Origin of the sequence: Vibrio natriegens NBRC 15636 = ATCC 14048 = DSM 759 (assembly GCF_035621455.1) — a bacterium.
Classification (GTDB): domain Bacteria; phylum Pseudomonadota; class Gammaproteobacteria; order Enterobacterales; family Vibrionaceae; genus Vibrio; species Vibrio natriegens.
In genome coordinates, this window is the sequence record NZ_CP141822.1 from 230,564 (window position 1) to 256,786 (window position 26,223).

The 26,223-nt window shown below is 40.2% G+C and carries 22 protein-coding genes; 5 read left to right on the forward strand and 17 right to left on the reverse strand.

Annotation, left to right across the window (positions count from 1 at the left end):
- Positions 1 to 147: 147 nt before the first annotated feature.
- The 17 genes from VER99_RS01055 to VER99_RS01135 form a co-directional block, all read right to left on the reverse strand.
- Positions 148 to 579, reverse strand: a complete 432-nt coding sequence (locus VER99_RS01055; protein ID WP_020335750.1) for a hypothetical protein — start codon at positions 577 to 579, stop codon at positions 148 to 150.
- Between the two features lie 60 nt (positions 580 to 639).
- A complete protein-coding gene (locus tag VER99_RS01060) occupies positions 640 to 1,452 on the reverse strand; it encodes a sugar phosphate isomerase/epimerase family protein (RefSeq protein WP_020335751.1) in 813 nt (270 codons plus the stop codon).
- A gap of 170 nt (positions 1,453 to 1,622) precedes the next feature.
- Positions 1,623 to 2,519, reverse strand: coding sequence for a UTP--glucose-1-phosphate uridylyltransferase GalU (gene galU, locus VER99_RS01065; protein WP_020335752.1), 897 nt, complete (start codon positions 2,517 to 2,519; stop codon positions 1,623 to 1,625).
- A 153-nt stretch (positions 2,520 to 2,672) separates the two neighbouring features.
- Entirely contained in the window at positions 2,673 to 3,857 is a 1,185-nt protein-coding gene (locus VER99_RS01070; RefSeq protein WP_020335753.1) for a hypothetical protein, read from the reverse strand.
- Positions 3,857 to 4,597: a glycosyltransferase gene (locus VER99_RS01075; RefSeq protein ID WP_020335754.1), complete on the reverse strand. Its 741-nt coding sequence runs from the start codon at positions 4,595 to 4,597 to the stop codon at positions 3,857 to 3,859. The genes VER99_RS01070 and VER99_RS01075 overlap by 1 nt, the downstream gene beginning before the upstream one ends.
- Positions 4,597 to 7,395 (reverse strand): glycosyltransferase, encoded by a 2,799-nt coding sequence (locus VER99_RS01080; protein WP_020335755.1) that lies wholly within the window; start codon positions 7,393 to 7,395, stop codon positions 4,597 to 4,599. Before VER99_RS01080 ends, VER99_RS01075 begins: the two co-directional genes overlap by 1 nt.
- The gene (locus VER99_RS01085; RefSeq protein WP_020335756.1) at positions 7,382 to 8,302 is read right to left on the reverse strand and encodes an NAD-dependent epimerase/dehydratase family protein; all 921 of its coding nucleotides are present in this window, start codon (positions 8,300 to 8,302) and stop codon (positions 7,382 to 7,384) included. The genes VER99_RS01080 and VER99_RS01085 overlap by 14 nt, the downstream gene beginning before the upstream one ends.
- A gap of 14 nt (positions 8,303 to 8,316) precedes the next feature.
- Positions 8,317 to 9,396: a dTDP-glucose 4,6-dehydratase gene (rfbB, locus tag VER99_RS01090; RefSeq protein WP_020335757.1), complete on the reverse strand. Its 1,080-nt coding sequence runs from the start codon at positions 9,394 to 9,396 to the stop codon at positions 8,317 to 8,319.
- A 59-nt stretch (positions 9,397 to 9,455) separates the two neighbouring features.
- Complete coding sequence (rfbD, locus tag VER99_RS01095) at positions 9,456 to 10,361, reverse strand: dTDP-4-dehydrorhamnose reductase (protein WP_020335758.1); 906 nt, start codon at positions 10,359 to 10,361, stop codon at positions 9,456 to 9,458.
- Positions 10,358 to 11,326, reverse strand: coding sequence for a glycosyltransferase family 2 protein (locus VER99_RS01100; RefSeq protein WP_076633418.1), 969 nt, complete (start codon positions 11,324 to 11,326; stop codon positions 10,358 to 10,360). Before VER99_RS01100 ends, rfbD begins: the two co-directional genes overlap by 4 nt.
- The gene (locus tag VER99_RS01105) at positions 11,304 to 12,125 is read right to left on the reverse strand and encodes a glycosyltransferase family protein (RefSeq protein WP_024372771.1); all 822 of its coding nucleotides are present in this window, start codon (positions 12,123 to 12,125) and stop codon (positions 11,304 to 11,306) included. Before VER99_RS01105 ends, VER99_RS01100 begins: the two co-directional genes overlap by 23 nt.
- Positions 12,126 to 12,251: 126 nt before the next feature.
- On the reverse strand, positions 12,252 to 12,797 hold the full coding sequence (gene rfbC / locus VER99_RS01110; RefSeq protein ID WP_020335761.1) for a dTDP-4-dehydrorhamnose 3,5-epimerase: 546 nt from the start codon (positions 12,795 to 12,797) through the stop codon (positions 12,252 to 12,254).
- Positions 12,798 to 12,878: 81 nt separating this feature from the next.
- Positions 12,879 to 13,772 (reverse strand): glucose-1-phosphate thymidylyltransferase RfbA, encoded by an 894-nt coding sequence (gene rfbA, locus VER99_RS01115; protein ID WP_020335762.1) that lies wholly within the window; start codon positions 13,770 to 13,772, stop codon positions 12,879 to 12,881.
- A gap of 38 nt (positions 13,773 to 13,810) precedes the next feature.
- Entirely contained in the window at positions 13,811 to 15,082 is a 1,272-nt protein-coding gene (locus VER99_RS01120) for a lipopolysaccharide biosynthesis protein (protein WP_236614674.1), read from the reverse strand.
- Between the two features lie 207 nt (positions 15,083 to 15,289).
- The gene (locus VER99_RS01125) at positions 15,290 to 16,075 is read right to left on the reverse strand and encodes an ABC transporter permease (RefSeq protein ID WP_020335764.1); all 786 of its coding nucleotides are present in this window, start codon (positions 16,073 to 16,075) and stop codon (positions 15,290 to 15,292) included.
- A 99-nt stretch (positions 16,076 to 16,174) separates the two neighbouring features.
- The gene (locus tag VER99_RS01130) at positions 16,175 to 17,908 is read right to left on the reverse strand and encodes a polysaccharide biosynthesis/export family protein (protein WP_020335765.1); all 1,734 of its coding nucleotides are present in this window, start codon (positions 17,906 to 17,908) and stop codon (positions 16,175 to 16,177) included.
- Between the two features lie 9 nt (positions 17,909 to 17,917).
- Positions 17,918 to 18,310 carry a hypothetical protein gene (locus tag VER99_RS01135; RefSeq protein ID WP_020335766.1) on the reverse strand — a complete coding sequence of 131 codons (393 nt, stop codon included), beginning with the start codon at positions 18,308 to 18,310 and terminating at the stop codon, positions 17,918 to 17,920.
- A gap of 491 nt (positions 18,311 to 18,801) precedes the next feature.
- Between VER99_RS01135 and VER99_RS01140 the strand changes: the two genes are divergently transcribed.
- The 5 genes from VER99_RS01140 (at position 18,802) to tviB (ending at position 26,179) form a co-directional block, all read left to right on the forward strand.
- Positions 18,802 to 19,968, forward strand: coding sequence for a nucleotide sugar dehydrogenase (locus VER99_RS01140; RefSeq protein WP_020335767.1), 1,167 nt, complete (start codon positions 18,802 to 18,804; stop codon positions 19,966 to 19,968).
- 831 nt (positions 19,969 to 20,799) lie between these two features.
- Entirely contained in the window at positions 20,800 to 21,936 is a 1,137-nt protein-coding gene (locus VER99_RS01145) for a polysaccharide export protein (protein ID WP_020335768.1), read from the forward strand.
- A 74-nt stretch (positions 21,937 to 22,010) separates the two neighbouring features.
- Positions 22,011 to 22,454, forward strand: coding sequence for a low molecular weight protein-tyrosine-phosphatase (locus VER99_RS01150; protein WP_020335769.1), 444 nt, complete (start codon positions 22,011 to 22,013; stop codon positions 22,452 to 22,454).
- A gap of 89 nt (positions 22,455 to 22,543) precedes the next feature.
- Positions 22,544 to 24,709, forward strand: a complete 2,166-nt coding sequence (locus VER99_RS01155; protein ID WP_020335771.1) for a polysaccharide biosynthesis tyrosine autokinase — start codon at positions 22,544 to 22,546, stop codon at positions 24,707 to 24,709.
- Between the two features lie 189 nt (positions 24,710 to 24,898).
- Positions 24,899 to 26,179, forward strand: a complete 1,281-nt coding sequence (tviB, locus tag VER99_RS01160; protein WP_020335773.1) for a Vi polysaccharide biosynthesis UDP-N-acetylglucosamine C-6 dehydrogenase TviB — start codon at positions 24,899 to 24,901, stop codon at positions 26,177 to 26,179.
- Positions 26,180 to 26,223: the final 44 nt, after the last annotated feature.

Genomic DNA, 26,223 nt, shown 5'->3' on the forward strand with positions numbered 1-26,223 from the left:
TATTGCTTTTTATGTAATTCTAAGTTCATTTTTCGGTACTTACGATGCCGATTTCGAACCATATCTATGAAAATATAATACTCTGATTGTCCGTTCAACCATTAAAACGTCAATTACATTTAAGGATTTATTCCTTACTAACCATTGTTATTTGTTTGTACTTGAAGCGATATTAGGGAGCTCCTGATCTTTCAGAGCTAATAAGAGTTGTTGATAGTCCATTGCAAATACAATCGGTTCTATATTTACCTTTACATCATCTAAGTATAAGTCTGCCAGAGTAGGGGTTAGTGATGCCTGAGGTAAGTCTGGCGATACAGAAAAGGCGCAGCTTTTGCTTGGAAGGTTCGAGGTAATGAGATCGTCTCTAAAATCGTTCGCCATGACCTCACAAAACGTGCGATTACCCACTTTAAATGCGACATGAACGGGTTGTTGTGGTGATGCTTTTTTATAGGCCCAGCCGTTTACTACGTGGTTAAAACACGCATCTAGGTGATATTCATAATGTGTGGAAGGATGAACACCATCGCTAGTTAGTTTGTTTTTGATTTTTCTTAAGATTGTTAGGAAAGACATGGATCTTCTCATTGCTGTAGGTCGATCAAGCGAAGGAATGTAAATACTCTAGGTTCCACACTATAAAGTTGCTGAATAAGATAGGGGGCCGTACAGTTTTAAAAATGTATCTAATGAACGCTGAAATCCACTGCGCGTAAAATATTTTTCACCCATTTCCAGCACTCCCCATTTCCCTTGATAAATACGCTTTACTTGGCTTGCTAGCTCGACATTGTATTTAGATGGTTGATGAAAATAGCATAAATCTGGTTCGGATATATGAATATGTTTCGCTTTTGCTAACGCGTGCCGATAATTGCCAGAGAGTAGGTCACCACACAAAAATTGGTTAGCGGTATCAAAATTGAGTACCAAGCCATCACTATCAACATCATTAATTAAATGTGTGCATTCCGTTAGGTTGCGAAGTAATCGTGCGCCATATACAGGTGGAATTGACTCTAATGCCAACGCTTTCGATACGGTAGAAAAGCGTTTTGCTACAGCCTCGAAGAGTGCACTCATCTCGTGATAATCGGCGGGTAGATGCTGACGGAGTTTTACAGCGCCTAACACGGCATAATCTGCCCCACATTCGACGAGAAGTTGAGCGATGGTTTCCATATGCGAAAGGAAATTGTCACTGCCTTCCCCAAACAGTGCTACATCTTCTTTTGCATAAGTAAGACCTTGAAAAGAGCTGATATGAAGATCAAATGAGCATAACGTTTCCCTGAGTGACAAAACGGTGTCTGGATCGATAACCCAATTTTCACCAAAGACTTTGGTTGGCGCTATCTCGACCCCTTTTATGCCTCTCTGTGCTAATTGCTCGTAGCACCAAAGCGCTTCATGCTGAGGCCAAGCAAAGTTACTGACAGAAAGTTTCATGCTGCTTTTCCTTAGGCTGAGTCTTCTTTAGAGATTGGTGTTATAACTTAATCGGGATCCATCCCTATACAGAACACCATAACGTTTTATTCACTGCTCTTTGGTATTTCAGTGATTAACTAGGAATAGCAAAAAGTGGGGCGTTTTTCTCCCCACTAATTTGTGTCTATCTACGCTAGTTCTGGTTCCGAGATTGAAATAGTCGGCTGATTGAGTCGAGTAGACTCTTTGCTTTCTTTGTTTTGCTTATAGATATTCTGGTAGCAAAAATTGGTGGCTTCGATATATCCTTCTACAGAACCGCAATCGAATCGCTGACCATTAAACTTATATGCTATCACACACCCTTTTTGAGCTTGCTGCATAAGTGCGTCTGTGATTTGAATTTCTCCACCTTTTCCTGGCTCGGTGCTTTCAATGAGTTTGAAAATGTCTGGAGTGAGTATGTAGCGACCAATGATCGCCAAATTACTTGGTGCAGTGCCTGGGGCTGGTTTTTCAACCATATCATTGATTCGGATTAGATTATCTTTGATCTCTTCGCCAGCGATGACACCATACTTATGGGTTTGGTCTTTAGGGACTTCTTGCACGGCAACAATAGAGCAGCGGAATTGCTTATAGAGGTTGACCATTTGTTGTAAGACACCATCGCCATCAATGTTAAGACAGAGATCATCCGCCAATACCACTGCAAAAGGCTCGTCCCCAACAAGTTCTCGACCAGTTAAAATCGCATGGCCGAGACCTTTCATCTCTCGTTGTCGAATGTAGGTAAAATTCGCAGATTCAATGATATTGCGTATATCGACAAGCAGTTCTTCTTTATTGGTCCCTTCGATTTGGTGCTCTAACTCATAGTTTTTATCGAAGTGATCCATCAAGGTGTGCTTGCCGCGGCCGGTTACGATACACATACTTTCCATACCCGCATTGATGGCCTCTTCAACACCATACTCAATGAGTGGTTTGTTAACAACAGGCATCATTTCTTTCGGCATGGATTTAGTGGCTGGAAGAAAGCGAGTGCCGTAGCCTGCGGCAGGGAATAGACATTTCTTTATCATGACGGTTCGTAACTAATTTATAATTGGGTTTATTAGATAATAGATATGTATATCTTTTATCTTGAAATGAGTAGAAGGCATCAATGTTATTAAAAGAATATTAATGCCTCTATGTTTTTAAAAGTTAGATAACTGTTTTATAATTAAAGTTATTTAAGAGGTTAACTTCTTTCGCATGGCTTCTACAATTGGCTGTTGTGGATTTATACTTTCAGCTAAACTAAGTAGCTGTAAAGCTTCTTCACGATTGTTGTTATGAAGTGCTATCTCTGCTTGAAATATAGAGTTTCTAACTTCAGCAAAGTTTGAAAATCTTATGGAGTCTAGCCAAAGATCAAGAGTAAACTGGTGGGATTCAGTGTCTTTTAGTAATAATGAAAATTCTTCAAACGTAGACTCTTTGCGAGATACCTTTGACAAAAGGTAATCTCTAACCTCATCGCTTATATACTTGCAAGATTTATTCGATTCTTTAAATAAATCTTGAAATTCAGAAATGATATTATAAGGCATGACTAGGTTCTTATCTTTTTTGGCTGAATTTTCTAAGTAAGATACTAGTCTTCGTCTTAGGGGATTTAATCGGCCATTTTCAATAAGTGGTATCTTTTGGTTTACATAAGACAAAAAGGCCAAAGCACGAATTCCTAAAGAGATGTTAGAGTCATTAGGATATTCAAATTTATTTAGAGATGGCTCATCAATAACTACTACGTTATAGAGAAAGTCTTTTACTACATCACCATACTCTAGAGAGTTCCTTGAAAATGCTCTTACTGTTAATTGTTTAAATTTACTTCCCCATAGTTCTGTTAATATTTGATAATTATAGTAATAACTATCTATTACATCGTGTGGGAAAGGATTTGTGATTGTACTGCCGGACTTTATTGCCGTAGAGAAGTGAGAAATAGCCAAATCACTTTGTTTTCTGAGATAAAGTGATACTTCAATCTCATCAAAAATTGATGATGCCCAATGATATATATTTTCAACTTCTTCTAAGCTAGTAATACGACTATGTAAGTGTTCATTAGATATTACTACATGCTCGCAATTAGATTCTATAATTTCACGTTCTAATTTTTTTAAAAAATTAACCTTGAAATTTTCTACATCACTTTTATTGTTACTCAAACCAACTACGCTGTAAAGTTCAGAATCTGGATTGTAAGTTTGGAAGCAAACTGCCATTTCTACATGGTTAGATAACTTGAAACATTTCGGATAAAGTATACCGAGTTGATTAAGATTATCATAATTGGCTTTTAAAGTGTTTTGGATGGAAGTAGTACCAGTTTTTTCAGTACCTATATGTAGAGTTAATTTACGTTTCATTAGCTGTACCTTTGAAGCCCCGTAGTATAGCATTTAACATTTTGATTGTTCGCTATAACGGATACACTATTCTCGCGACGACGTTTGAAGTGAATGGTATTTTCTGTAGTCAAATGTGTCACACCATTTTCTATAGTGACACAAACCCAATGATAATCCTCATGAGCAAAGCCTTTACTCAGATCATTCTTCTTATAAGGAAAGTTTAATAGTAGCTTTCTTGGTGCAACGCAAAGTGCATCCCAGTAGTTAGAGGCTCTTAGGAAGCGCGTATCAAAAAAGGAGTCATTGATATTTCCTTGTCTTACAAAGGCATTATGTCCACCAAAAATTAAGTTATATTCAGGGTGGTAGACTATATTAGTTATAGATTTTCCATGAGAGAGTCTAACTGAAATATCCGAATATACTGAGTGCAACCAGTTCTCTGACCATAAGTCATCACCATCTAATAAGGCAATGTAATCACTTTGACAAAGAGATATAGCCTGATTTCTTGAAATGCCTGGGTCACCATTTTTTCCTGTGAATAGATTTAGATTGAATTTATTAGCTAATTCTTCAGCAACAGATAAAGTAATACTATCAGGATTATCTAAGTACAGTACTATATTAATGTCTAAATCAAAATCAGATTTTAGTCTATTGATAGAGTCTTGAGCACTAATAAAGGTTGGCAGTAAGAGGTCTCCTTCCTTGTGTGCTGTTATAACGACATCTAATGATGGTAGCTTAGTCATTAATTATTTCCTATTTCAAAGCAATAATTTTCAAAAGAGCATTTTTCTAAAAGCATTTCTTTATACTGCCCCATATGGTTAAGACTATTTTCATAGTTAGCTAAAATGCTGTTGATTTTATCTACATACTGTGCTGGATTATCTATTTCATCAACTAATGACCAAGATGGGACTGCTTCTGCTACTCCTCCAACATTGCTAGCTACAATTGGCAGGCCTAGATTAACTACATCTAACAAGATTGTTGGGATACCATCCCACCCTGAAGTGTATAGATAAAGACTACAATCCTGATGAAGTAGTTCATTAATATCATCATATAAACCATGAAGAATAATATTTTTACACTTGGAAAAATTATACTCTTTATTTGACAATACAGCCTTACCCCAAACATGGAATTCATATTCAGGCATTAATCTTGCGATCTTTATTAATAATTCAGGTTTCTTCTGCTCGTCAAATCTACCAGCCCACGCAATTTTCTTACTTATTTTAGGTTGGATAGTATCATTTATGTTATTGAAGGGCTCAAATGGTGTTTTTAATACTTTGATCTTAGAGGCGTATCTATTGATGATAACACCACGACCTACTAACTCTGAAAGCAAGCTCTCACTATCTAAATATACACGACTCAGATGCTCGATTGTTGGGAAGAAGTATGAGGCAGGATATCCAGCTATATTACCAAACTCATCTCTATCATCACAAAAAAGATAACCAAATAGTTTTGTTTCTTGAGTCAGGCTCTTACCATATTTCTTAAATGCTTCCCAAGCCCCGTAACTATTTACGTTATAAACCTGATCTGCTTTCGTACCAATTATTATATCATAAACAACATTAGCTTGATGTTCCAAAGGGATCATACCTTTTAGTTGCTTTAAGTTGATGACGTCATTAGGATTAATGTCACGGCTAGAAACAACTTTATCTTCTACTTCGCCAAATGAAATAATTTTTATATTTTTAGTTGGTTCGATAATTTTCAATGCTCGATATAAGTGACTTAGTACTACATCTGCTCCACCAAAGTTTATAGAGTCACGAAATATTAGTATATCTGCGCTGGGTATTTTACTTTCCAGTCCTTTAATTTCAGCATAAAAATCCATATTATATGGCATCAAAGTATAAATGCGACTAGGATCGTGAAGCTTTATTCTAGGATCTATTTTATTTGCTTTTTCTAGTTGATTTTTAAGAACTTGATTGTGCGTGGTATCAAACCAAGAACTTTCATATGAACTCTTAGCAATTTCTTGAAGCTCATAAATGTCTATAGGCATGAGCCCTGGAGATGGTTTTATTTTCTTATCACTACAAGCAAAGAAATCTAGTCCTGAGAGAGTACCAATAGTATACGTGTTACGTATCCATAAAGGGTCTATATATCTACATGGTGATCTATTCTCATGTTGACCATGATGTAGGTAGTGCTCAAAAGCATTGATATTTGAATATTTTAAGTCAAGATATCGGTCTAAGTAATAATGCTGATCAAATAGAGGGCTTGTTGAGATAGACTCAGCTTTTGCTATTTCTCTCCATGCTAAGAATGCATCTTCAAAGTTGACTAAGTTTGTATCTAACTTCTTAGACAGATAATCTATATCAAAGAGAATTATCGCTTTGTCTGTGAAATCATTTTCTTTCCATGAAACAATAGCATCTTTTAAGTTATTAGATTTAAAAAAGTCAATAAAAAATTGATTGTTTATTAAAGATATGAGAGCGTTAATATCTCTCTCATTTTTAACTAGACCACTAATATTATCAATGAGTAAGTTTAAAGAGTCTACCGAGCTTTCTTCAAAATAGCTTAAAAAAGGATATTTATCTAAAATAGATAGTGATTTATATTGACAAGTTTTGTGACTGCCAAATTGTATCTTTGATACAAACTGGTTCGGTTTTCTTCCTTCAAACCTTCCATTTAAAGCATAGTGTTCAAATGGATACTCTAGTTGTTTTAAGTCACCATATTCGGAGGTATAGTAAGTAGATAAGAAATACTTGTTTGGTGTTAATTTTCTAAAGCTGGAAAACCAATTTGAATATATTTCTACTATAGAGTTACCCTTTATATTTAACTCTTTTTGCACAAAGTTTAAATCAAAAAGATCATAATGATTGGACTCTGAAATAGCTAATGATTTATCTAGTTCGTTGATGTTCCAATCAGAACTAAAAGCAAGCTCTAATAGAAGGTTCAGTTCATGCTTATGATAAAAAGTAACTCTTTTCATCAAGCGTTTAATATTTAGTAAAGTTTCGACTTTTTCATAAATATTATGTCTTTCTAGTGTTGTATAACTAATTATCGGTGATCTTAAGGTTCCTGAATCTATATCTTGAAACCATTTGCAGCTCAGTTTTTTACATGTATAAAAAGATTTTCCATATTTGGTATAATTGTCAAAAATGGTTTCGTACTTAACTTTCTTCTCGCCATTCTCAAAGTTTAAAACAGCTTTACATTCACCATTTTTAAACATCTGATCTACTATTGAAGACCATCTGGACTCATATCCAATTCTTCCTTCTTCCCTTCCGAATAGCAGATAGTGCTCTATGGCAAGCATGCCAGAATCATACACATCAACATATTCTGATAGATAGAATTCTGAGTCAAAATAGCCTGGTATCAATAGGTCATTATTGATGATGTTATTAATGGTCGTTGTTTGAGACTCTAGGGATTCATTACTAAGACTAAGCTTTTCAACAACATATTTGTTACTTAATAATTGGTTTGTAATAAATTTTACTTTATCACTATCAGCTTGCTTCATTCTCAAATTTCTCAACAAAATTAAGTTTTGATTCTATATAATTAACAACATTTGTTGTTCTAATATATGTATTGTTATTCTTTGTTTTTCTAATATCTAACATATTATTAAGAACATCATATTCAGGTTTTTTTCCTGAACGAATCACGTTTACTTTACTAGAGAACTGCTTAGCAAAGCCTACTATTTCCATTAAAGAGTATGAACACCCGGAAGCAATATTAAATGTCCCTAATTCATTTTTTATCAAATTATTGACAATAGTATCTGCCATATCAGAAGCATAGACAAAATCGCGGATGGGGTCACTATCCTCATATATGACGGTATCTTTTCCTGATAATATATTGTTAATTAGTACATCGATGAAGCCATGATTAGATTTGTTAGGGTTGCCATATGGATTGGAAACCCTTACACACAAGTAGTCGGCAGAAATAGTATTTGCTAGCTTTTCATAATGTAGCTCTTCAAATAACTTGGCTCTACCATACCAAGATATAGGCGATAGGATGTCTTTTTCTTTATGTGAATGATTAAAACTTCCCTCACCATAAACTGTTCCACCAGATGAAATATGTACCAGTTTTTCGAGCTTCGATGAGGCATAGATCGCTGAAAAGTGTTCGACTAGTTTCCAAAACTTTTCTAATGACTCTTTTGTGTTTCTTTCAAAATCTTTGGGTTTTAGAGCTCCTGTTGCATTTATAACAATAGGGTAGTCATTTATAGTCTGTATAAGTCGTCTAGTATCATTGGGTGATATTGTAACTATTTTAGGGTGTTGAGTTGGTTCTACGGTGACGCCGATCCACTCGATACCTTTACGTTCCAACGAATCAGATAGTGCTGAACCAAGGAATCCTGTAGCACCTAAAAGCGTTACTTTTAATTGTTTTTCCATCATTATTGGAATACTCCTTACAGTAACTTACTCCACCAGGTTGAGTTGTTTAGGTACCAACTCACAGTTTTTGCTATCCCTGTTTCAAAAGACTCAGTAGGCTTGTAACCTAGTTCATTGTTGGTTTTAGTTGCGTCAATAGCATAACGTCGATCATGACCAGCACGGTCGGTTACGTAAGTAATTAGCGTTTCGCTTTCACCTTTCATTGCTGCTTGAGCAAGAGGGTAACGGCTAGCCAATGTGGTATCAACTGCGAACGCTTCGTTCATTAATTTGCATACTACTTTTACAATATCGATATTGGCCCACTCATTGTGGCCGCCGATGTTGTAGTTTTCGCCTAATCGGCCTTTATTCAGTACTAAATCAATGCCACGAGCGTGATCGGTAACGAATAGCCAGTCACGAATCTGTTGGCCGTCGCCGTAAATAGGCAATGGTTTGTCATGCAGGATATTAGTTATAATGAGTGGGATCAGTTTTTCTGGGAAGTGGAACGGACCGTAGTTATTTGAGCAGTTTGAAGTGGTTACTTCTAAGCCATATGTATGGTGGTAAGCACGTACTAAGTGGTCCGATGCTGCTTTAGAGGCAGAGTAAGGGGAGTTTGGCGCGTAAGCCGTTTCTTCCGTAAATGCCGGGTCGTTTGGCTCTAGTGTTCCGTAAACTTCATCGGTTGAAACATGGTGGAAACGGTGTTGTAGAGGAGATTTACCTGCCGATGCTGGTTCATCAATCCAAACTTTCTTTGCTGCTTTTAGCAGGCTGTAGGTGCCCAAAATATTAGTTTCGATAAATGCATCAGGGCCTGTGATAGAGCGATCGACGTGTGATTCAGCCGCAAAGTGTACAATGGTATCAAGGTGGTGCTCTTTCAATAGCTGCTCAACTAAGCCTGTGTCACAGATATCGCCGTGTGCAAATATAAAGTTAGGGTTGCTTTCTACGCTATCAAGGTTTGCTTTGTTACCCGCATAAGTTAGAGCATCCAGTACCACGACTTTGTCATTTGGGTATTGTCCTAGCCAGTAATGAACATAGTTTGCGCCAATAAAGCCAGCTCCGCCGGTCACTAATAGATTACGTTGTTTCATGATTATTCTTTGTCGTTAGTAAAAATTAAATTTAGATGATTGATAGACTTGGATATAGATTAACTATTTTGTGAGTGTAAAGAAAGTTCATCCAGCATCGCAGAAAGCTGCTCGCGCCAGTGAACGGTCTCGACACCACTAGCGAGTTCAGCTTTCGACTTATCGATGACACTAAAGCTTGGGCGCTTCGCCGGAGTAGGGTAGCTGCTCGCTGGAATTGGACGCACTGGTATTCTGTGAGAGAGCATCCCTTTCTCTATTGCCAGTTCTTGTATCGCTACCGCGAAGTCATACCAAGAAGCAACGCCCGCATCGGTCCAGTGTAGGACTTGAGTTTGCCTGTCTTGCGTTAGAGCATTCTTGGCTAACTTTGCTGTTAAAGCCCAAATCATTTGCGCTAAACCTTTTGCCCATGTCGGTGTCCCAACTTGGTCGTAAACGATGCCAAGTCGGTCTTTTTCTGTCATTAAACGCAGCATGGTTTTTACAAAGTTATTGCCGTTTGTCGAGTATACCCAAGCGGTACGGATGATCGTCGCTTGGTCACCCAAAATGTTCGCAATCGCCTTGTCCCCTTGGAGTTTTGAATCGCCATAGACATTAATAGGATTTGGTGTGTCATCAGTTTGATATGGTGTGGTCTTTGCTCCATCAAAGACAAAGTCAGTTGAAACTTGAATCAAACGAGCCCCTATTTCTTTACAAGTATTGGCTAAGTTTTCACTTCCTGTTTGGTTGACCGCGTAAGCTACCTCTTGTTCGGACTCCGCTTTATCAACAGCTGTGTAAGCGGCAGCGTTGATTACGATGTCAGGTGAGTGAGCCGTTAGCACCTCATTTACTTGAGCTGCGTTCGAGATATCCAACTCCTGAATGCCTAAACTGATCAGTTCTACTTTAGCCGGTTTGGTTTGTCCCAGCTCCCAAGCTAGTTGACCACCTTTGCCCGTGACAATTACTTTCATTGTGGTTTTATACCTTTTTTGTTGTTTATGCCATGCCATATTCCTTTTAGCATGGATCTACACTGTTTGGTTCTTGGATGTGCAAATAGTGAGTAAAGAAGAAATCGAGCAGGTAGTTTAGCAAACTCATAGATTTTCCAAACCCGAGGAACGTGGGGCTTTCGCAACATCAACATCACGTTACGGAAATAGTAATAATGCCGAGTGGCGGAGTGATTCACTATTCTCCTATTCATCAGCATGATCGGTTTATCACCTAACTGCTGAATCAGTATCGCATTGGTGTTGGCTAAAACCTGATAGCCTTTGTTATTGGCTCTTAGCCCCCACTCAATATCAACAAAGTCAATAAATAAGTCTTCGTCGTGCAAGCCGACTTTGTCCATTATTGATAAGTTAACCAAACTGCCAGAGGTTATGGCATATGAGACGGGGATAAAAGGTGCTTTTTTTTGCGTTGATTCGTCGTCAAGCTTGATACGATGAATAGAACAAGATCTCACCTGAATCAAATCACCATACTTATCTAAGTTTTGTGCGTAGTAGATGGGGGTTAGCGCGGCAATATTGGTTGAATCTGAGGGATAGGTATTTATTGCATCAAGAAAGTCATCGTCAATAATACTATCTTGATCAAGGAGTAAACACCAATGCTTGTCTTGTCTTTTAGCAAGCTTTATCCCAATGTTTAGCGCGGTGGCTATGCCTAAATTTTGGTTATTAGCCAAATAGCGATGACAAAAGTCAAAGCTCGTGTGTGATAGTTGATGTCCCGCTTCTGTATTATCGATGGCGATGACAGGTAAACGCGTACTGAGTCGTTTCGCATGTTCTAGAGCTGATGGGCTTGGTCGGTACAGCACTATGACTGCACATATATCTTGTCGAGAAATGGAGGTTATCATCTTCTGTATCGTCGATTCTGATGTCTTTCCGTAGCGGTTATTTTGCGCAGGGAGAGTCAATATTTTCTCGGTTTTTTGAACGAGCTAAGCAGCTTTTGTTCGACCTTAACTTTCTAGACGCTAGGTGATAAAGAAACACGCTAAACACATGCCTGAAAAAAGCGACGGATAGAAATTTTTGGCTACAGCGATGACGGTAATGAACAGCTTTAATTTCTGGTAAAAAGTTAAGGTCTTGTCCCGCTCGGTGTGCTCTCAAGCAAAAGTCGATGTCTTCACAATACATATAGTAATGTTCATCAAATCCATTGACCCCCCGATAAAGTGAAGCCCTGACGATTAAAAATGCGCCACTCGCCCAGTAATGTTTTGGTAACTGTTCTGGGGAAGATTTGTCGATTACCGTTGCCCGGTCATTAAATAGATAATTTTTGATAAAGCTTTTAAAGTTCGGGTAACGACGTAAGTTGTCGTCAAAAAGTGACAAGCGTTTGTCTAAAAAAAGATTTGGTACCGCAAATGGGTACGCTTTCTGTTCTAGCTCTTTCAGGAGCTGCTTTATCATCTGGTTGCTGATATGAACATCAGGGTTAAGTAAAATAAAGTAGTCCTGATCTTCCATTCCCAATGATTCTGCTTCAAGAAAATTGAGGTTGTTGTTTGTAGAAAATCCATGCAGCTTCGTATTGGGGCAGTAGTGAATAGCATGTTTTTTACAGTATTCTCGTAACTTAGGCGTCACTATATTGTCACGACAAATCACGGTAACCTGTTTTAGCGCCGATAGTCGTCGCAACGATCCCAAACGGATAATAATGTCTTGGTGTTTATGAGATATAACGGAGAAGTAGAATTTCACAAATAAGTTGCTCGACCGAGGGCGTTATCAATATTAGTACTTAATGGTCAAAATCACTGGATAAACAGATGCCATTTACAATTGATAAACATATCAGACAGAAAATGGCGTTGGAAGAGCGATTGATTAAAACGCAGGAGCGTCTTTGAAATTCAGCCCTGACTCATCTTTTGCAGATAGTTTAGGTGCAACGTCATTAACCAATGGCCAGTCAATTCCTAGCTCTTGGTCATTCCACTTAACAGAAACTTCTGCTGTTGGATTATAGTAGTCTGTGCACTTATACACGAATTCAGCTTCTTCAGTTGTGACGTAGAATCCATGAGCAAAGCCTTCGGGTACCCATAGCTGACGTTTGTTTTCTGCAGAAAGCAAAACGCCAACCCATTGGCCAAATGTGGGAGAGTCTGCGCGCATATCTACCGCGACATCGTATACTTCACCCTTTGTAACTCGTACCAGTTTGCCTTGAGTATTCTTTGTCTGGTAGTGGAGACCACGTAAAATACCATGACTCGATTTGCTGTGATTTTCTTGAACGAATGTTCGCTCACCGCAATGCTCGTTGAAAAGAGAGGTTCTAAAGGTTTCCATAAAGAAACCACGCTCGTCGCCAAATACTTGAGGCTCAATAATTTTCACATCCGGAATAGACGTTTCAATAAATTTCATAATCAACCATTGTTATTCTTTAGATAAGTGATGGAGCCGTATGGTTTAATCTTATTTCCCATCACGATGAATAGAGAAAAATTAAAACACTTTATTCTCTAGCAAATCGAGTAGGTATTTACCATAGCCAGATTTGACCAAAGGTTGAGCGATGTCTCTCAATTTAGCTTCGTCGATATACCCCATGCGGTATGCAATTTCTTCTGGGCAACTGATTTTTAAACCTTGTCGCTTCTCGATAGCTCGGATAAACAGAGCTGCATCTAATAAGTCGTCGAGTGTACCAGTATCAAGCCAGGCAGTACCGCGACCCATCACTTCAACCTGTAGTGTTCCTGTCGATAAGTATTGATCAATAACATCAGTGATCTCTAACTCACCACGGGCTGAAGGCTTAACGTTTTTGGCGTATTCAACAACGTTGTTATCAAAGAAATACAATCCAGGAACGGCGTAGTTAGATTTTGGCTGCGTTGGCTTTTCTTCTATCGAAATAGCTTTACCATCTGCATCAAACTCTACCACCCCATATGAAGTTGGGTTGGATACGTGGTAGCCAAATACGGTTGCCCCACTTTGTTGTTGGTTAGCGTTACGTAGAGATATTGCTAAATCATGGCCATAAAACAAGTTATCGCCAAGAACTAACGCTGCTGGAGCGCCATCTAAAAATTCTTCTGCAAGGATAAAAGCTTGGGCTAATCCATCCGGAGAAGGCTGGACAACATACTCGAATGAAATTCCCCAGTCGGAACCGTCACCAAGTAGTCGTTGGAAGCGATGGATTTCTTCTGGTGTAGCGATGATCAAAATTTCAGTGATGCCAGCCATCATAAGATTAGATACTGGGTAGTAAATCATCGGTTTGTCATAAACAGGCATGAGCTGTTTGCTGACTACTTTAGTCAGTGGGTAGAGGCGTGTACCTGAACCGCCGGCAAGAATAATACCTTTACGTTTTACTGGGTTTAACATGGGATTAGCCTTTAACATCGTTTTATTTTGTATCACGTTTACTTGAGTTCTCGGATCGTTGATTGGACTATGCGGCCAATGGCGAACAGCATCGAGGCCAAAATGGCAAATAAGCTGATGTTGTAAAATACATCTGGGTATTTGCTGTCTTGAGGTAGCGTCGCGCCTTCGACCACGACCAAGTATTTCAGCTGTCGATATGCCTCAATACGTGACTTTTCTAAAGAAACCTGAGATGAAGTGAAAGCCTGAAGTGCAAGCTCCACCTTGATTTTTAAATCTGCGAATTTAGCCATGATTTCACTTACTGGAAGTGATTCATCACCAGATTGTGCTAAACGTTCCCGCTCGTTAGTTAGCTGTGCACGCAATGCGTTCAATTCGTTTTGAGTCGCAATTACACGAGGAGCACTGGCACTCATAACGTGTCTTAAACCTTTTAACTCGGCCTCCTTGGCCGAAATCTGCCCCTCTAGTTGATAGGCAATTTGCTGCATTGCTGCGCCTTCTGCTGTTGGGTCGAGTAGATTATAACGTTGTTGGAATGTCAGTAGCTCTGTTTGTGCTTTGTTGAGTTTGTTTTCTACCAGTGCGTGTTCACCGCGGATAAAGGTTAATTGTGCCTGAGCAAGCTGGTGTCCGATGGAGTTGATGTACCATTCAGCTCGATTTACTATTTTGTTTGTTAATTCTTGTGAAAAATCGGGTGTGAAGGATTGGGTGTAGATACTAACAACACCTGATTTATCATCAATTTCAACAGAAACATGTTTGAGATAATACTCAAGCAACTTTTCCTGGCTGCCATCTTCTTCAAAACGACTAAACACATCGATGTCTGAGTTAGTGTAATGACTGGTGAGGTCCACCTCTTTTTCTAAATACTTCAACATATCGTTGGAGTAAATGTAGGTTTTGATTAACTCGGTATCCGATGTGCTGGAACCGGATACACCTAAGCCACTCAGAATCGCCATAGAGGCATCCATTGTTGCGGTGCTATCAGGTTGCTGAACCGTTACTTTTGCTTGGCTTTCGTAGCGTTCTGTCGCCCAAACTATTTGGTAAAATGCAAAAAGCAGCGTGGGTAAAACGACTAACGCAAGAAATGGTGATGTTTTGAGTTTTTTCCATACCCCTTGTCCTGATTGCCACCAGTTAGACTGCAGAGTGTTTCCTTCTGAGCTTACCTCTGGCGTATTCTTATTGCTTGTTGATACAGGCTCGGTTTTTTCTGCTGAGGACTCTGGTTTAACCTGAGGGTGTGGAGGTACTTGCTGTTTCTGCTTTTTCAGGTTTTGAATTCGCAAACGAATTCTTTTTGCCAAAGCAGGATCGTCAGCCTCAAATTTATCTGCTTGGCTATTTAGAAAGTCAAGGTTATTAAATTGCTGTGGTGTAATGCTTTTTCTAAATTGTTGAAATTTTTTTTCAATCATGATGCCTAAGAAGCCAAAGTAATGAATATGGAGGTCAATGACCCTTGCTTTGCTGTTTTATAACGCTATCTAAGTCGATTATCGACTGATGGCTTGCTTCCAACTGACTTGATAACACGCCAGCCCAAAAAACACACAGATAATGGTAGCTGAATCAAGATAAAAATAGCTCACGCCAGCATCACCGTAAGCGGGATACGCAGCATACCTTGTTAGCTCGACCGCATGTAACAGAGGATTCCAGGTCAGATATGGCCACCACTCTTGTGGCAAGTCTTGCAAGCTGAAAAAGATACCCGAGATGAAAAACATCGGTCTCATGATCAGTTGTTGTAGTTTGGACACTTCAGGTACATAACAAGCCGCAAGAGATAGCATCATTCCAAGTGAGGTAGCTATCAACCAGACGCGCAATATAATAAATATGATTTCTAGTGGGTCATGTATATTTACTTCTATGCGACCAATGAATGCAATGACCGCCAGTAATAAGATAAGGAAGAACTTAGTTAGTAGTTCAAAGCCTGAAATGGCCAGTACAGAGCTGATGGGTTGTACCTGCCTAAATGCATACAGTGGTTTGTTCTTTTTGATCGAGCGAGAGGTTTTCTCAAGTACACCCAAGAAAAACTGCACAAGTACAACACCATAAAGAACAAAAAATATCACTGGCATGCCATGGCTCGTTCCACCGCTGAGAGCCCCTCGTATACCCACCATGACTACAATCATGATCATTGGGCTAATTAAAGCCCAGCTTAAGCCAAATTTGTCATCGAAAGAACTCTTAATTTCGCGCAAAAATATTGCGAAAATGACGTCCCCCCAGATCTTAAGAGTGGAGCGTTTTTGTACCTTAGCCATGATGTTGACCTAAAGAACGGGTGGATGCTGAATGAATCACATCCACCTTTCGATATTTGTTTTTGTTAACCCAATTTACGAATAAATGACGCTTATACATCAATTGACCGCAACGTTAGCTGCAATCGCAATTTGATAAATAATTTGCGTGATGTCTTTAACTGCCTGCATGGTTTTGGTGTCCACTTTTGGTAGAACCAAGACTTGATCCCCTTTTTCAATAGGATCTTCGCTGTCAAATTCAACCAGACCATTAGCGCGTACGATTGCGATGCGTGCATCCTCTGCGCGTTCGGTAAAACCACCAGCCCACGCAATGTAGTCATCAATCGTGGCATCTTTATTGTAGACAACGGCTTGAGGCATTAATACTTCACCGCCAATTTGTATTAGGTCGGTTTTGTTCGGTATGACGATAACATCCCCTTGTTCGAGAAGGATATTCGCTACATGACCCTTGTCTGATACTACAACTTTGCCAAGAGGCTCTACTTTTCTGGCACGCTCGGTAAATTGCAAGACCATTTCTGCTTCTTTTGCTCGTATTGTCGCTTCACCATCTGAAGAGGCTGGAGAAGTAAAAACACTGCGTTCCAGTCGGTCTAGAGATTCCTCGATCATTTGTTTCTGACGCTCAGCAACACTTTGGCGAAGAATGTAAATGGAATCTGTATTAGCGAGTACAGGATCGACTGGAATATAATTCAGCAGATCATGTAATTTGGTTCTTTTTTGAACTGCAAAATAAGATGGACCTAAATAACTCCCTGATACTTGGATATCCATCACTTGAGCATGAAGGTCATCGTTGAAAATGACTTTGTCGCCATCTTCAAGTTCGAAAGATTGGAAGTCTTTGTAAGGCATGTATAAAGAAAATGGCCCGCTGTCACGATTACCAATCACACCTACGTGACTGATCTTGGCTAAAGGTCTAGAGAAGTCAATCAGTTTAGAGCCCGATGATTTCGCTTCTTTTAATTCGAAGCGGAATGGGTTTCTTACTCCGCCTGAAACGGTGATGGCTGGCTTTTGAGGAGTAACTAAAATGATATCTCCATCTTTAAAGCTAACATTAGGCAATTGGCCAGTACGGATAAAATCGTACAAGTCTACGTCAGCAATGATACTACTATTGCGCTTAATTTGAATGGAGCGATAGCTACCGCGTTCAGGGTCGATCCCCCCAGCTCGTTTGAGGAAGTAGAGCAAGCTATCTGAAGCCATTCCCGCGTATTGACCAGGGCGAATCACTGGGCCTGAAAGAAAAATACTCACTGGAGTCGCGGTCAGTAAGTTTACGTATACACTGACGTTATTAGTGTAGACTTTCTTAATTTGGCTCGCTACATAGCTATTTACTTCACTGGCTTTAACATTTTCGACTTTTATTGGGCCAATCTCGGGTACAAAAATATTGCCTTGGTTATCTACCGTGACTACATCTGAGTAACTTACTGCTCCCCAAAGCCATATATTAATTTTATCACCTGGAGCAACGAGGTAGTTGTCATTCAGACCATCGGTTCGTTCGGTTTCATATCCGCCAGCAAATAAGTTAGCGCCGTATGGAGGAGGGAGGGCTTCGCCTGATGAGGGTAATAATAGTCTTACATCAGTCTCACCGGGCAATAGTAAGTTATTGCGGTTATTTTTCGTAAAGCTTCCATTCTCAAGCTCTTCATTGGGCGTTGCTGGAATTACATTCGTTCCCGCTAGAGCTGAAGAAGTTTGGTTTAAAGTGAGGCTACTAAGGTCATTAGAGTAGACTGATAGAGATACCAAAGAGAGGGTCGCTGTACCTAGCCACTTGTTGAATTCTTTTATCATCATACTCATTCATTAAAGTTTTAAAAAAGAGGCATTTTCAACAATGTTTTTTGTTATATACCACTGAGTGTCGTTGTTCTGCTGATTTTTTAGTAAACAAGCGATGTATACAGTTTTTTTCTCTCCTTTCACTACATCCATCGTTCTACACCGGTTTCCAAGCGCTGACGTATAAAACTCGCCTAGATAAACGGTTGCGCTAGAGTGTTGTAGATATAAAGATGATGGGTTGGAGAGAATAAGCCAATATTTTTCAGGAATAAGTTCGCCCTCAACATTTTGTTGGATTGGGTTAACCAACGGTACTTGGGCTGATACCTCTCGTGGTTTACTGCTGCAGGCAGAAAGAAATAGAGTGAATAAAACTGCAGTAATAAGCTTGTATGAAGGAAGAATTAATCTCATTTTGACACGCTACCGCCCTACGGTTGTGCGCTATCCATAACACGCCGGGCGTCCTAAAGTGTATATATTTCTCAATGAAGCTCGTCGTCTCAGTGGAGAAAATTAATTTCTCCACATGATAATGCTTCCATGTATTTAAGAACGAGAAAATTACTACAAAACCCGCAGTTTATGCAAGTTTGATATGATTTTAATGTCAAATCGTGAAGGTAGTGTTAATTCTTATCTAAGTTATTTTCTGCTGTTAACAGCTTTGTATTATTAATGTACTTTTAGTTTGAAATAGTTCGTTTGAATCATTTTATGTGGATGGTTGTCTGATAGTTGTATTCTCACTGTCAATCAATTGTATATCTGTGCATTTAGTAGCGATACTAGTAGTAAGTGGTTAGGGGTTGGCTTATCACTCTTATCTGCTAGAGTATGACGATTATGAGCAGTCTTGCGATTTCTGCTCAGTTCGCTTCAGTTTTAGTCTCAAGGTAAATTTTATGAAAATTGCAGTTGCAGGAACTGGCTATGTAGGGCTATCTAATGCAATGTTGTTGGCTCAACATCACGATGTCATCGCTGTCGACATCGTTCCTGAAAAAGTTGAACTTTTAAACAACAGACAGTCGCCTATCGCAGATATGGAAATTGAAGACTTTCTAGTGAATAAAAGCCTCAATTTTATGGCGACCATGGACAAAGAGTTGGCATACAAAGATGCAGAGTATGTAGTCATTGCAACGCCTACTGATTACGACCCAATTAGTAATTATTTTAATACCTCCTCAGTTGAAGCGGTGATTAAAGAGGTGTTATCGATTAATCCAGATGCCGTAATGGTCATTAAGTCTACTGTACCGGTCGGCTATACCGCTCGTATCAAGCAAGAGTTGGAGTGTGATAATATCATTTTCTCTCCGGAGTTCCTGCGTGAAGGTAAGGCGCTTTACGATAACTTGCACCCATCTCGTATTATTGTTGGTGAGCGTAGTGAGCGTGCTAAGGTCTTTGCTCACTTGCTCGTTGAAGGCGCAGTAAAAGAAGATATCCAAGTCCTGTTTACTGATTCAACAGAAGCAGAGGCAGTTAAGCTGTTTTCAAATACATACTTAGCGATGCGTGTTGCATACTTTAATGAGCTGGATTCTTATGCGGAAGCTCATGGCTTAGATGCGCGTCAAATCATAGAGGGGGTTGGTTTAGACCCACGTATTGGTAATCACTACAATAATCCATCCTTTGGTTACGGTGGTTACTGTTTGCCAAAAGACACTAAGCAACTATTAGCGAACTATCAAGATGTGCCGAACAACATCATTGGTGCGATTGTGGAAGCTAACCGCACACGAAAAGACTTCGTTGCAGAGTCTATCGTCAGGCGTCAACCTAAAGTAGTGGGAATATACCGTCTGATCATGAAAGCTGGCTCTGATAACTTCCGTGCTTCTTCTATTCAGGGCATCATGAAGCGCATCAAAGCAAAAGGAATTGAAGTTGTGGTGTATGAACCTGTTCTTCAAGAAGAGGAGTTTTTTAACTCTCGTGTCGTTAAAGACTTAAATGAGTTTAAACAAACTGCTGATGTTATCGTGTCGAACCGTATGGTGGAAGAGCTAACTGACGTCGCTGATAAAGTTTATACTCGAGATCTTTTTGGTAGTGATTAATTTATTTCTTAAATAGATATATCACTAATTAACTTGGTGCTTAATATAGTCCCTTTTGTGAAATAACTTGAGGCTAAAAATAATTTGGCGAGGTGAGAGCCTCGTCTTACTTTAAAACTTCATCGAAATTTCAATAAAGAACATTAATCCTTTCCCTAAAATACCTTTCCCAATGTCCACTGTAATTTTGGTTGCCTTTAGAGTGAGTTAACTGTGCTTGGCAGCATTATATTTTTTTATTCTGATATTTGTGCAAAATTGCAACAGATACAGCCATTACTTCTTTTGGTTCGAAGGGTGAGTTGTTTTCTACCGTGTTTGAACGGTTTTGCGAGCTTGGTCCCATAATACTATTGTGATCTTGAGCCCAATATGGATAATGTTTGCGTTTGAGAACTATGAAAAATAGACGCAAAAAAGCGCGTCTTTATAAAGATAAAAACGTCAGTATCACTCATCACCAATTTTTAAACTGTGGCGAGTGTAGCGCTATGTGGTTTGCGTACAGCCAATGGGCGGTAGCGTCTTAAAAATACTTTACTCAACTACATAATACACACAGATTACGTGTGCTCAAGCTGCAAACTAGAAACTTGACATTATTTTGAAAAATGTCAATAAATGTCAGTTTTTGGTTAACTTTTTCGGGTGAGCATCAATGCAAATGTTACTTCCCAATAAATCAACCGCTTATACCTTGTTGTGATGATCCTTGCAATGGAAGTCACAACTCGAGAGGATCCCTAACCCTTACATAACTATAGCTGATGCTGGTGTGTTTTCCGTAAAATTACCCGCCAACACTGTTCAACTCTTGATGATTTGGCTTACATGGAACTGAAATCAAAATTTATGCTAGTGATGCTAGCACCCACTTTATTAGTCGGCTGTACTTTGCCAGGCTCACACTTGTCTGAAAATAGTGAAAATGTTGTAACTATTATAGAGGCTAATCAGAAGGCCGACATTTCCCAAGTCATTAATCTGTATACGCTCAGCGCTAAAACAGTTGCTACCTATGGTGGAATGACTCATTTTTCTTCTAAAGCCAACGCTGAGCTTGATCAACAGATTGCCCAATATGAATACCGAGTAGGAGCGGGTGACATCCTAAACGTGACGATTTGGGACCACCCAGAGCTAACCATTCCTGCTGGTTCTTACCGTAGCGCGTCGGAAGCTGGTAACTGGGTACATGCTGATGGCACCATCTTCTATCCCTATATTGGTGTAGTTAAAGTGGCAGGAAAGACCGTGCGTGAAATTCGCGCTGATATTGCTGATCGCCTGGCTAAGTATATTGAGAGCCCTCAAGTAGACGTGAATGTCGCGGCATTTCGATCGAAAAAAGCTTACGTAACAGGTGAAGTTGGTCAGCCCGGTCAGCAGGCGATCACCAATATTCCTCTAACGGTATTGGATGCCGTGAACCGCGCTGGCGGTTTAGCTGAGGACGCAGATTGGAGAAATGTAACCTTAACTCGAAACGGTGAAGAGCAACCCATATCTCTTTATGCCTTAATGCAACGTGGTGATTTAACCCAAAACCGTTTGTTAGAGGCGGGAGATATTATTCATGTACCGCGTAACGATGGTCAAAAAGTCTTTGTGATGGGTGAAGTGAATAGTCCTAAACTTCTCAAAATTGACCGCGCAGGGATGAGTTTGACCGAAGCACTGAGTAATGTTGGAGGTATTGACCAGCTTTCTGCTGATGCGACAGGTGTGTTTGTGATACGCCCTTCCGACAATAAGTCAGAACGCATGGCCGATATTTATCAGTTAGACATTCAAGATGCGTCTGCGCTTGTGGTCGGAACGGAATTTAATCTCAAACCTTATGATGTGGTTTATGTGACAGCCGCGCCAATTACGCGATGGAACCGCGTTGTCTCTCAGCTAATCCCAACAATCTCCGGCTTTAATGAGCTGACGGAAGGTGTGTTGCGAGTTAGAAATTGGCCATAGAGCGAAAGTAGTTCCAAGTTTCATTGGACTGAGTTCCGGATTATTCTAGACCATTTTTACTATAGGCGTGAGTCATGTTTAACAAAATTTTAGTCGTGTGCGTTGGGAATATTTGCCGTTCTCCAACAGGCGAGGCGATTCTCAAAAAACTATTACCCAATAAATCGGTCGACTCTTCAGGCATTGCGGCCAAAAAGAGTGGCTTAGTCGGGAAACCAGCGGACTCTATGGCCCAGCAAGTGGCTGCTGAGCATGGTTTGGACTTAGCAGAACATCAAGCCAAGCAACTCACTTCTGAACTATGTGCTCAATATGACCTCATCCTAGTCATGGAGAAAGCGCATAAAGAAGCGTTAACAGAAATTGCGCCAGAAGCCCGAGGAAAAACCATGTTATTTGGTCAATGGATTGGGCAAAGTGATATTCCGGACCCTTATCGTCAGAGTAGGGAGGCGTTTGATCACGCTTACAAGCTTATTGAAGAATCTGCCCAATCTTGGGCGGAAAAGTTGAAATAAAGATTATCTCACCGAATTTAACCCACAAGGTTACCTATTAAATTGCCCCACCAGGGGCGATTGTTTCAAAATAAGAATTAGCATCGATTATGACAACACCACAACAAAGATCTTCAGCCGAAGCCGTTTCCGATGAGATCGACTTAGGTAAGCTGTTTGGCATCTTGTTAGACGCGAAATGGACCATCTTAGTCACCACCTTTTTATTTGCAGTCGGCGGCGTCGCGGTCGCACTGCTATCTACGCCCGTTTATAAAGCAGACGCGCTGCTGCAAATTGAGTCTAAAAACTCGGGAGGCATTGGCTCTTTGGTCGGGGACATGGGCGAACTTTTCACCCAAGAGTCTTCTGCCACTACAGAAATAGAGATCATCAAATCGCGTATGATCTTAGGCGATACGGTTGATAAATATAACTTAACCACCGTTGTTACGCCAGATTACTTTCCTGTGATAGGTAAAGGCCTAGCGCGCATGTCGGGCGCAGTTAATCAGGTTGCGGTCAGCCGTTTTGTAACGCCTGACTTTGCCATGGGATTAAAACATCGTTTATTGGTGGTCGACGCCGAAAAGCAAACTTATCAGTTAGTTCGTGAAGATGATCAGGTAGTCCTAGAGGGAGAAGCCGGTAAGTTAGCTAAAAACAACGGCTATGAGCTGTTTATCACCTCCGTCCACGCGAAAAATGGTCAAGAATTTAATATCACTAAGCGCAGCCGTTTAGATGCAATTTCGTGGTTAAAGCAAAACCTTTCAATTAGTGAACGCGGTAAGCAGACAGGTATCTTACAACTAAGCTTTACGGGTGAAGACCGTACCCAAATCACCGATATTCTGAATCATATTAGCCAAACTTACTTTCTACAAAATGTAGAGCGCCAATCGGCTGAAGCAGAAAAGAGTCTGGTATTTCTAAAAGATCGTTTGCCTGACATCAAGAACAGCTTAACGACAGCCGAAGACGCGCTTAATCAATATCGTCAGGCCAATGAATCGATTGACTTAGGTTTAGAAGCGCAGTCAACATTGACAGTGATGGTCGAGCTTGAAGCTCAGTTAAACGAACTGACATTCAAAGAGAGCGAGATTAGTCAGCGCTTTACCAAAGACCACCCAGCCTACAAATCTTTACTCGATAAGCGAGTAACCTTATTAAACGAAAAAGACCGTTTAAACCAGCAAATTCAAAAGCTACCAAAAACTCAACGTGAAGTACTGCGCATGACGCGTGATGTTGAAGTAAACCAACAAATTTACATTCAACTGCTTAATAAGGTTCAGGAGCTAAGCATTATTAAAGCGGGTACGGTGGGTAATGTCCGCATTCTCGATACCGCGCAAGCTTATGCAGCACCAGTGAAGCCGAAAAAACCATTAATTGTTGTGTTAGCAATTTTGCTTGGAGGAATGCTAAGCGTAGCATTTGTACTGGTTAAGGCTGCACTTCACAAAGGTGTGGAATCTCCGGATCAGATTGAAGCAATCGGCTTAGCGGTTTACGCCAGTGTGCCAAAATCGGTGCTGCAACTTGAAATCGCCAATAACGCTAAGCGTAAAAAGCAAAGTAAGGAGCAATCATTACTGGCAGAGCTTAACCCTGCTGATCTTTCGATTGAAGCACTACGTGGGTTACGCACCAGCCTCCATTTTGCAATGATGGAAGCGAAAAACAACGTACTGATGATCTCTGGCCCAGCGCCAGGCATTGGTAAGTCGTTTATTTCTACTAACTTCGCGGCAGTGACGGCAAAAACTGGACAACGAGTATTACTTATAGATGCGGATATGCGCAAAGGTCACTTACAACACTCGTTAGGAGTAAGTGCGGATAACGGACTGTCAGACTTATTAAGTGGCAGAATTGATACCAATCAGGCAGTAAAACACTCCCAAATTGAGAACTTAGACGTTATCACCCGTGGTCAAATACCACCAAACCCTTCAGAACTTTTAATGCACCCACGACTTAAAGAGTTAGTGGAATGGGCTTCCCAAAACTATGACTTAGTGATTTTCGATACGCCACCAGTTTTAGCCGTGACAGACCCAAGTATTGTCGGTGCTTTTGCTGGTACGACCCTTATGGTTGCCCGCTTTGGTCAAAATACAGCAAAAGAAATAGACGTCGCGCGTAGCCGATTCCAGCAATCAGGCATTGAGGTGAAAGGCGTTATCTTTAACGCGATTGAGAAAAAAGCCTCAAGCGCTTACGGCTATGGGTATTACAACTATGAATACTCAAGCAGTAACTCCTAAAAGCTCTGAGCGTAAATAGAGTTGATGTCGAGCCGGTTGATGTGATTAGAACGAGAGCACGCCTCTCGTTAATTACAATAGTGCGCAAGGCTCTATAAGAATAATTAAAAAAGAATATAAAAGGCCTCAGAGCTGAAATGTCTGAGGCTAATAAAAGAAATTTCAAATTAAATCAAGGAAATTAGTATAATGCAGTTTGATGTTTCAAATGCTAACGTTGGTATTATCGGCTTAGGTTACGTTGGGTTACCGCTTGCGGTAGAGTTTGGCAAAAAATCACCAACCATCGGTTTTGATATTAACCAGTCACGTATCGATGAGCTATCCGCAGGTCGTGATAGCACATTAGAATGCAGCGATAATGAATTAGCAGAAGCAAAATACCTTTCTTACACTTCCTCTCTTCAAGAATTAAAGCAGTGCAATGTTTACATTGTTACCGTTCCTACCCCAATTGATGAGCATAAACAGCCAGATCTAACACCACTGATCAAAGCTTCTGAAGCGTTGGGTAGTGTGGTTAGCAAAGGTGACATTATCGTTTATGAATCGACCGTGTACCCTGGTGCGACAGAAGAAGATTGTATCCCAGTCGTAGAGCGTGTGTCTGGTCTTAAGTTTAACCAAGACTTTTTTGCCGGTTACTCACCAGAACGAATCAACCCGGGTGATAAAGAGCACCGAGTCACAAACATCCTAAAAGTAACCAGTGGCTCGACACCTGAAGTAGCAGAATTTGTAGACCAACTATATAAATCGATCATCACTGCGGGTACACATAAAGCATCAGCAATTAAAGTAGCCGAGGCTGCAAAAGTCATTGAAAACACGCAGCGTGATGTAAACATTGCATTGATCAACGAGCTATCAATCATCTTCAACAAACTTGGTATCGATACTTTAGAGGTGTTAGAAGCGGCAGGCACGAAATGGAACTTTTTACCATTCCGTCCTGGCCTAGTGGGTGGTCACTGTATTGGTGTTGACCCTTACTACCTAACGCACAAGGCGCAAGCGGTGGGTTACCACCCTGAAATGATTTTGGCTGGTCGTCGCCTAAACGATGGTATGGGCCAATACGTTGTTTCTCAGCTAGTGAAGAAAATGCTGAAAAAACGTATTCACGTAGAAGGCGCGAACGTCCTAGTGATGGGTTTAACATTTAAAGAAAACTGCCCAGACCTTCGTAATACTAAAGTGGTTGATATTATCTCTGAGCTAAAAGAGTACAACATCAACGTTGATGTTATGGACCCTTGGTGTTCCAATGCCGAAGCTCAGCATGAATATGGCTTAACGCTTTGTGAAAAAGAAAAGCAAGACCACTACGACGCCATCATCATGGCCGTCTCTCACAACGAATTTAAAGAAATGGGTGTCGAAAAAATTCGTACTCTGGGCAAGCCAGAACACGTACTGTACGACCTAAAATATGTCCTAGATAAAGAATGCGTAGATATGCGTCTTTAAGAAATTAAGGTCCTAGATCCTAGGCCCCAGAACCCAGAACCTAG

Bases quoted from the DNA above. Each gene is read 5' to 3' on its own strand.
- VER99_RS01055 (WP_020335750.1), bottom strand. From the start codon at position 579: ATGTCTTTCCTAACAATCTTAAGAAAAATCAAAAACAAACTAACTAGC.
- VER99_RS01060 (WP_020335751.1), bottom strand. From the start codon at position 1,452: ATGAAACTTTCTGTCAGTAACTTTGCTTGGCCTCAGCATGAAGCGCTT.
- galU (WP_020335752.1), bottom strand. From the start codon at position 2,519: ATGATAAAGAAATGTCTATTCCCTGCCGCAGGCTACGGCACTCGCTTT.
- VER99_RS01070 (WP_020335753.1), bottom strand. From the start codon at position 3,857: ATGAAACGTAAATTAACTCTACATATAGGTACTGAAAAAACTGGTACT.
- VER99_RS01075 (WP_020335754.1), bottom strand. From the start codon at position 4,597: ATGACTAAGCTACCATCATTAGATGTCGTTATAACAGCACACAAGGAA.
- VER99_RS01080 (WP_020335755.1), bottom strand. From the start codon at position 7,395: ATGAAGCAAGCTGATAGTGATAAAGTAAAATTTATTACAAACCAATTA.
- VER99_RS01085 (WP_020335756.1), bottom strand. From the start codon at position 8,302: ATGATGGAAAAACAATTAAAAGTAACGCTTTTAGGTGCTACAGGATTC.
- rfbB (WP_020335757.1), bottom strand. From the start codon at position 9,396: ATGAAACAACGTAATCTATTAGTGACCGGCGGAGCTGGCTTTATTGGC.
- rfbD (WP_020335758.1), bottom strand. From the start codon at position 10,361: ATGAAAGTAATTGTCACGGGCAAAGGTGGTCAACTAGCTTGGGAGCTG.
- rfbC (WP_020335761.1), bottom strand. From the start codon at position 12,797: ATGAAATTTATTGAAACGTCTATTCCGGATGTGAAAATTATTGAGCCT.
- rfbA (WP_020335762.1), bottom strand. From the start codon at position 13,772: ATGTTAAACCCAGTAAAACGTAAAGGTATTATTCTTGCCGGCGGTTCA.
- VER99_RS01125 (WP_020335764.1), bottom strand. From the start codon at position 16,075: ATGGCTAAGGTACAAAAACGCTCCACTCTTAAGATCTGGGGGGACGTC.
- VER99_RS01130 (WP_020335765.1), bottom strand. From the start codon at position 17,908: ATGATGATAAAAGAATTCAACAAGTGGCTAGGTACAGCGACCCTCTCT.
- VER99_RS01135 (WP_020335766.1), bottom strand. From the start codon at position 18,310: ATGAGATTAATTCTTCCTTCATACAAGCTTATTACTGCAGTTTTATTC.
- VER99_RS01140 (WP_020335767.1), top strand. From the start codon at position 18,802: ATGAAAATTGCAGTTGCAGGAACTGGCTATGTAGGGCTATCTAATGCA.
- VER99_RS01145 (WP_020335768.1), top strand. From the start codon at position 20,800: ATGGAACTGAAATCAAAATTTATGCTAGTGATGCTAGCACCCACTTTA.
- VER99_RS01150 (WP_020335769.1), top strand. From the start codon at position 22,011: ATGTTTAACAAAATTTTAGTCGTGTGCGTTGGGAATATTTGCCGTTCT.
- VER99_RS01155 (WP_020335771.1), top strand. From the start codon at position 22,544: ATGACAACACCACAACAAAGATCTTCAGCCGAAGCCGTTTCCGATGAG.
- tviB (WP_020335773.1), top strand. From the start codon at position 24,899: ATGCAGTTTGATGTTTCAAATGCTAACGTTGGTATTATCGGCTTAGGT.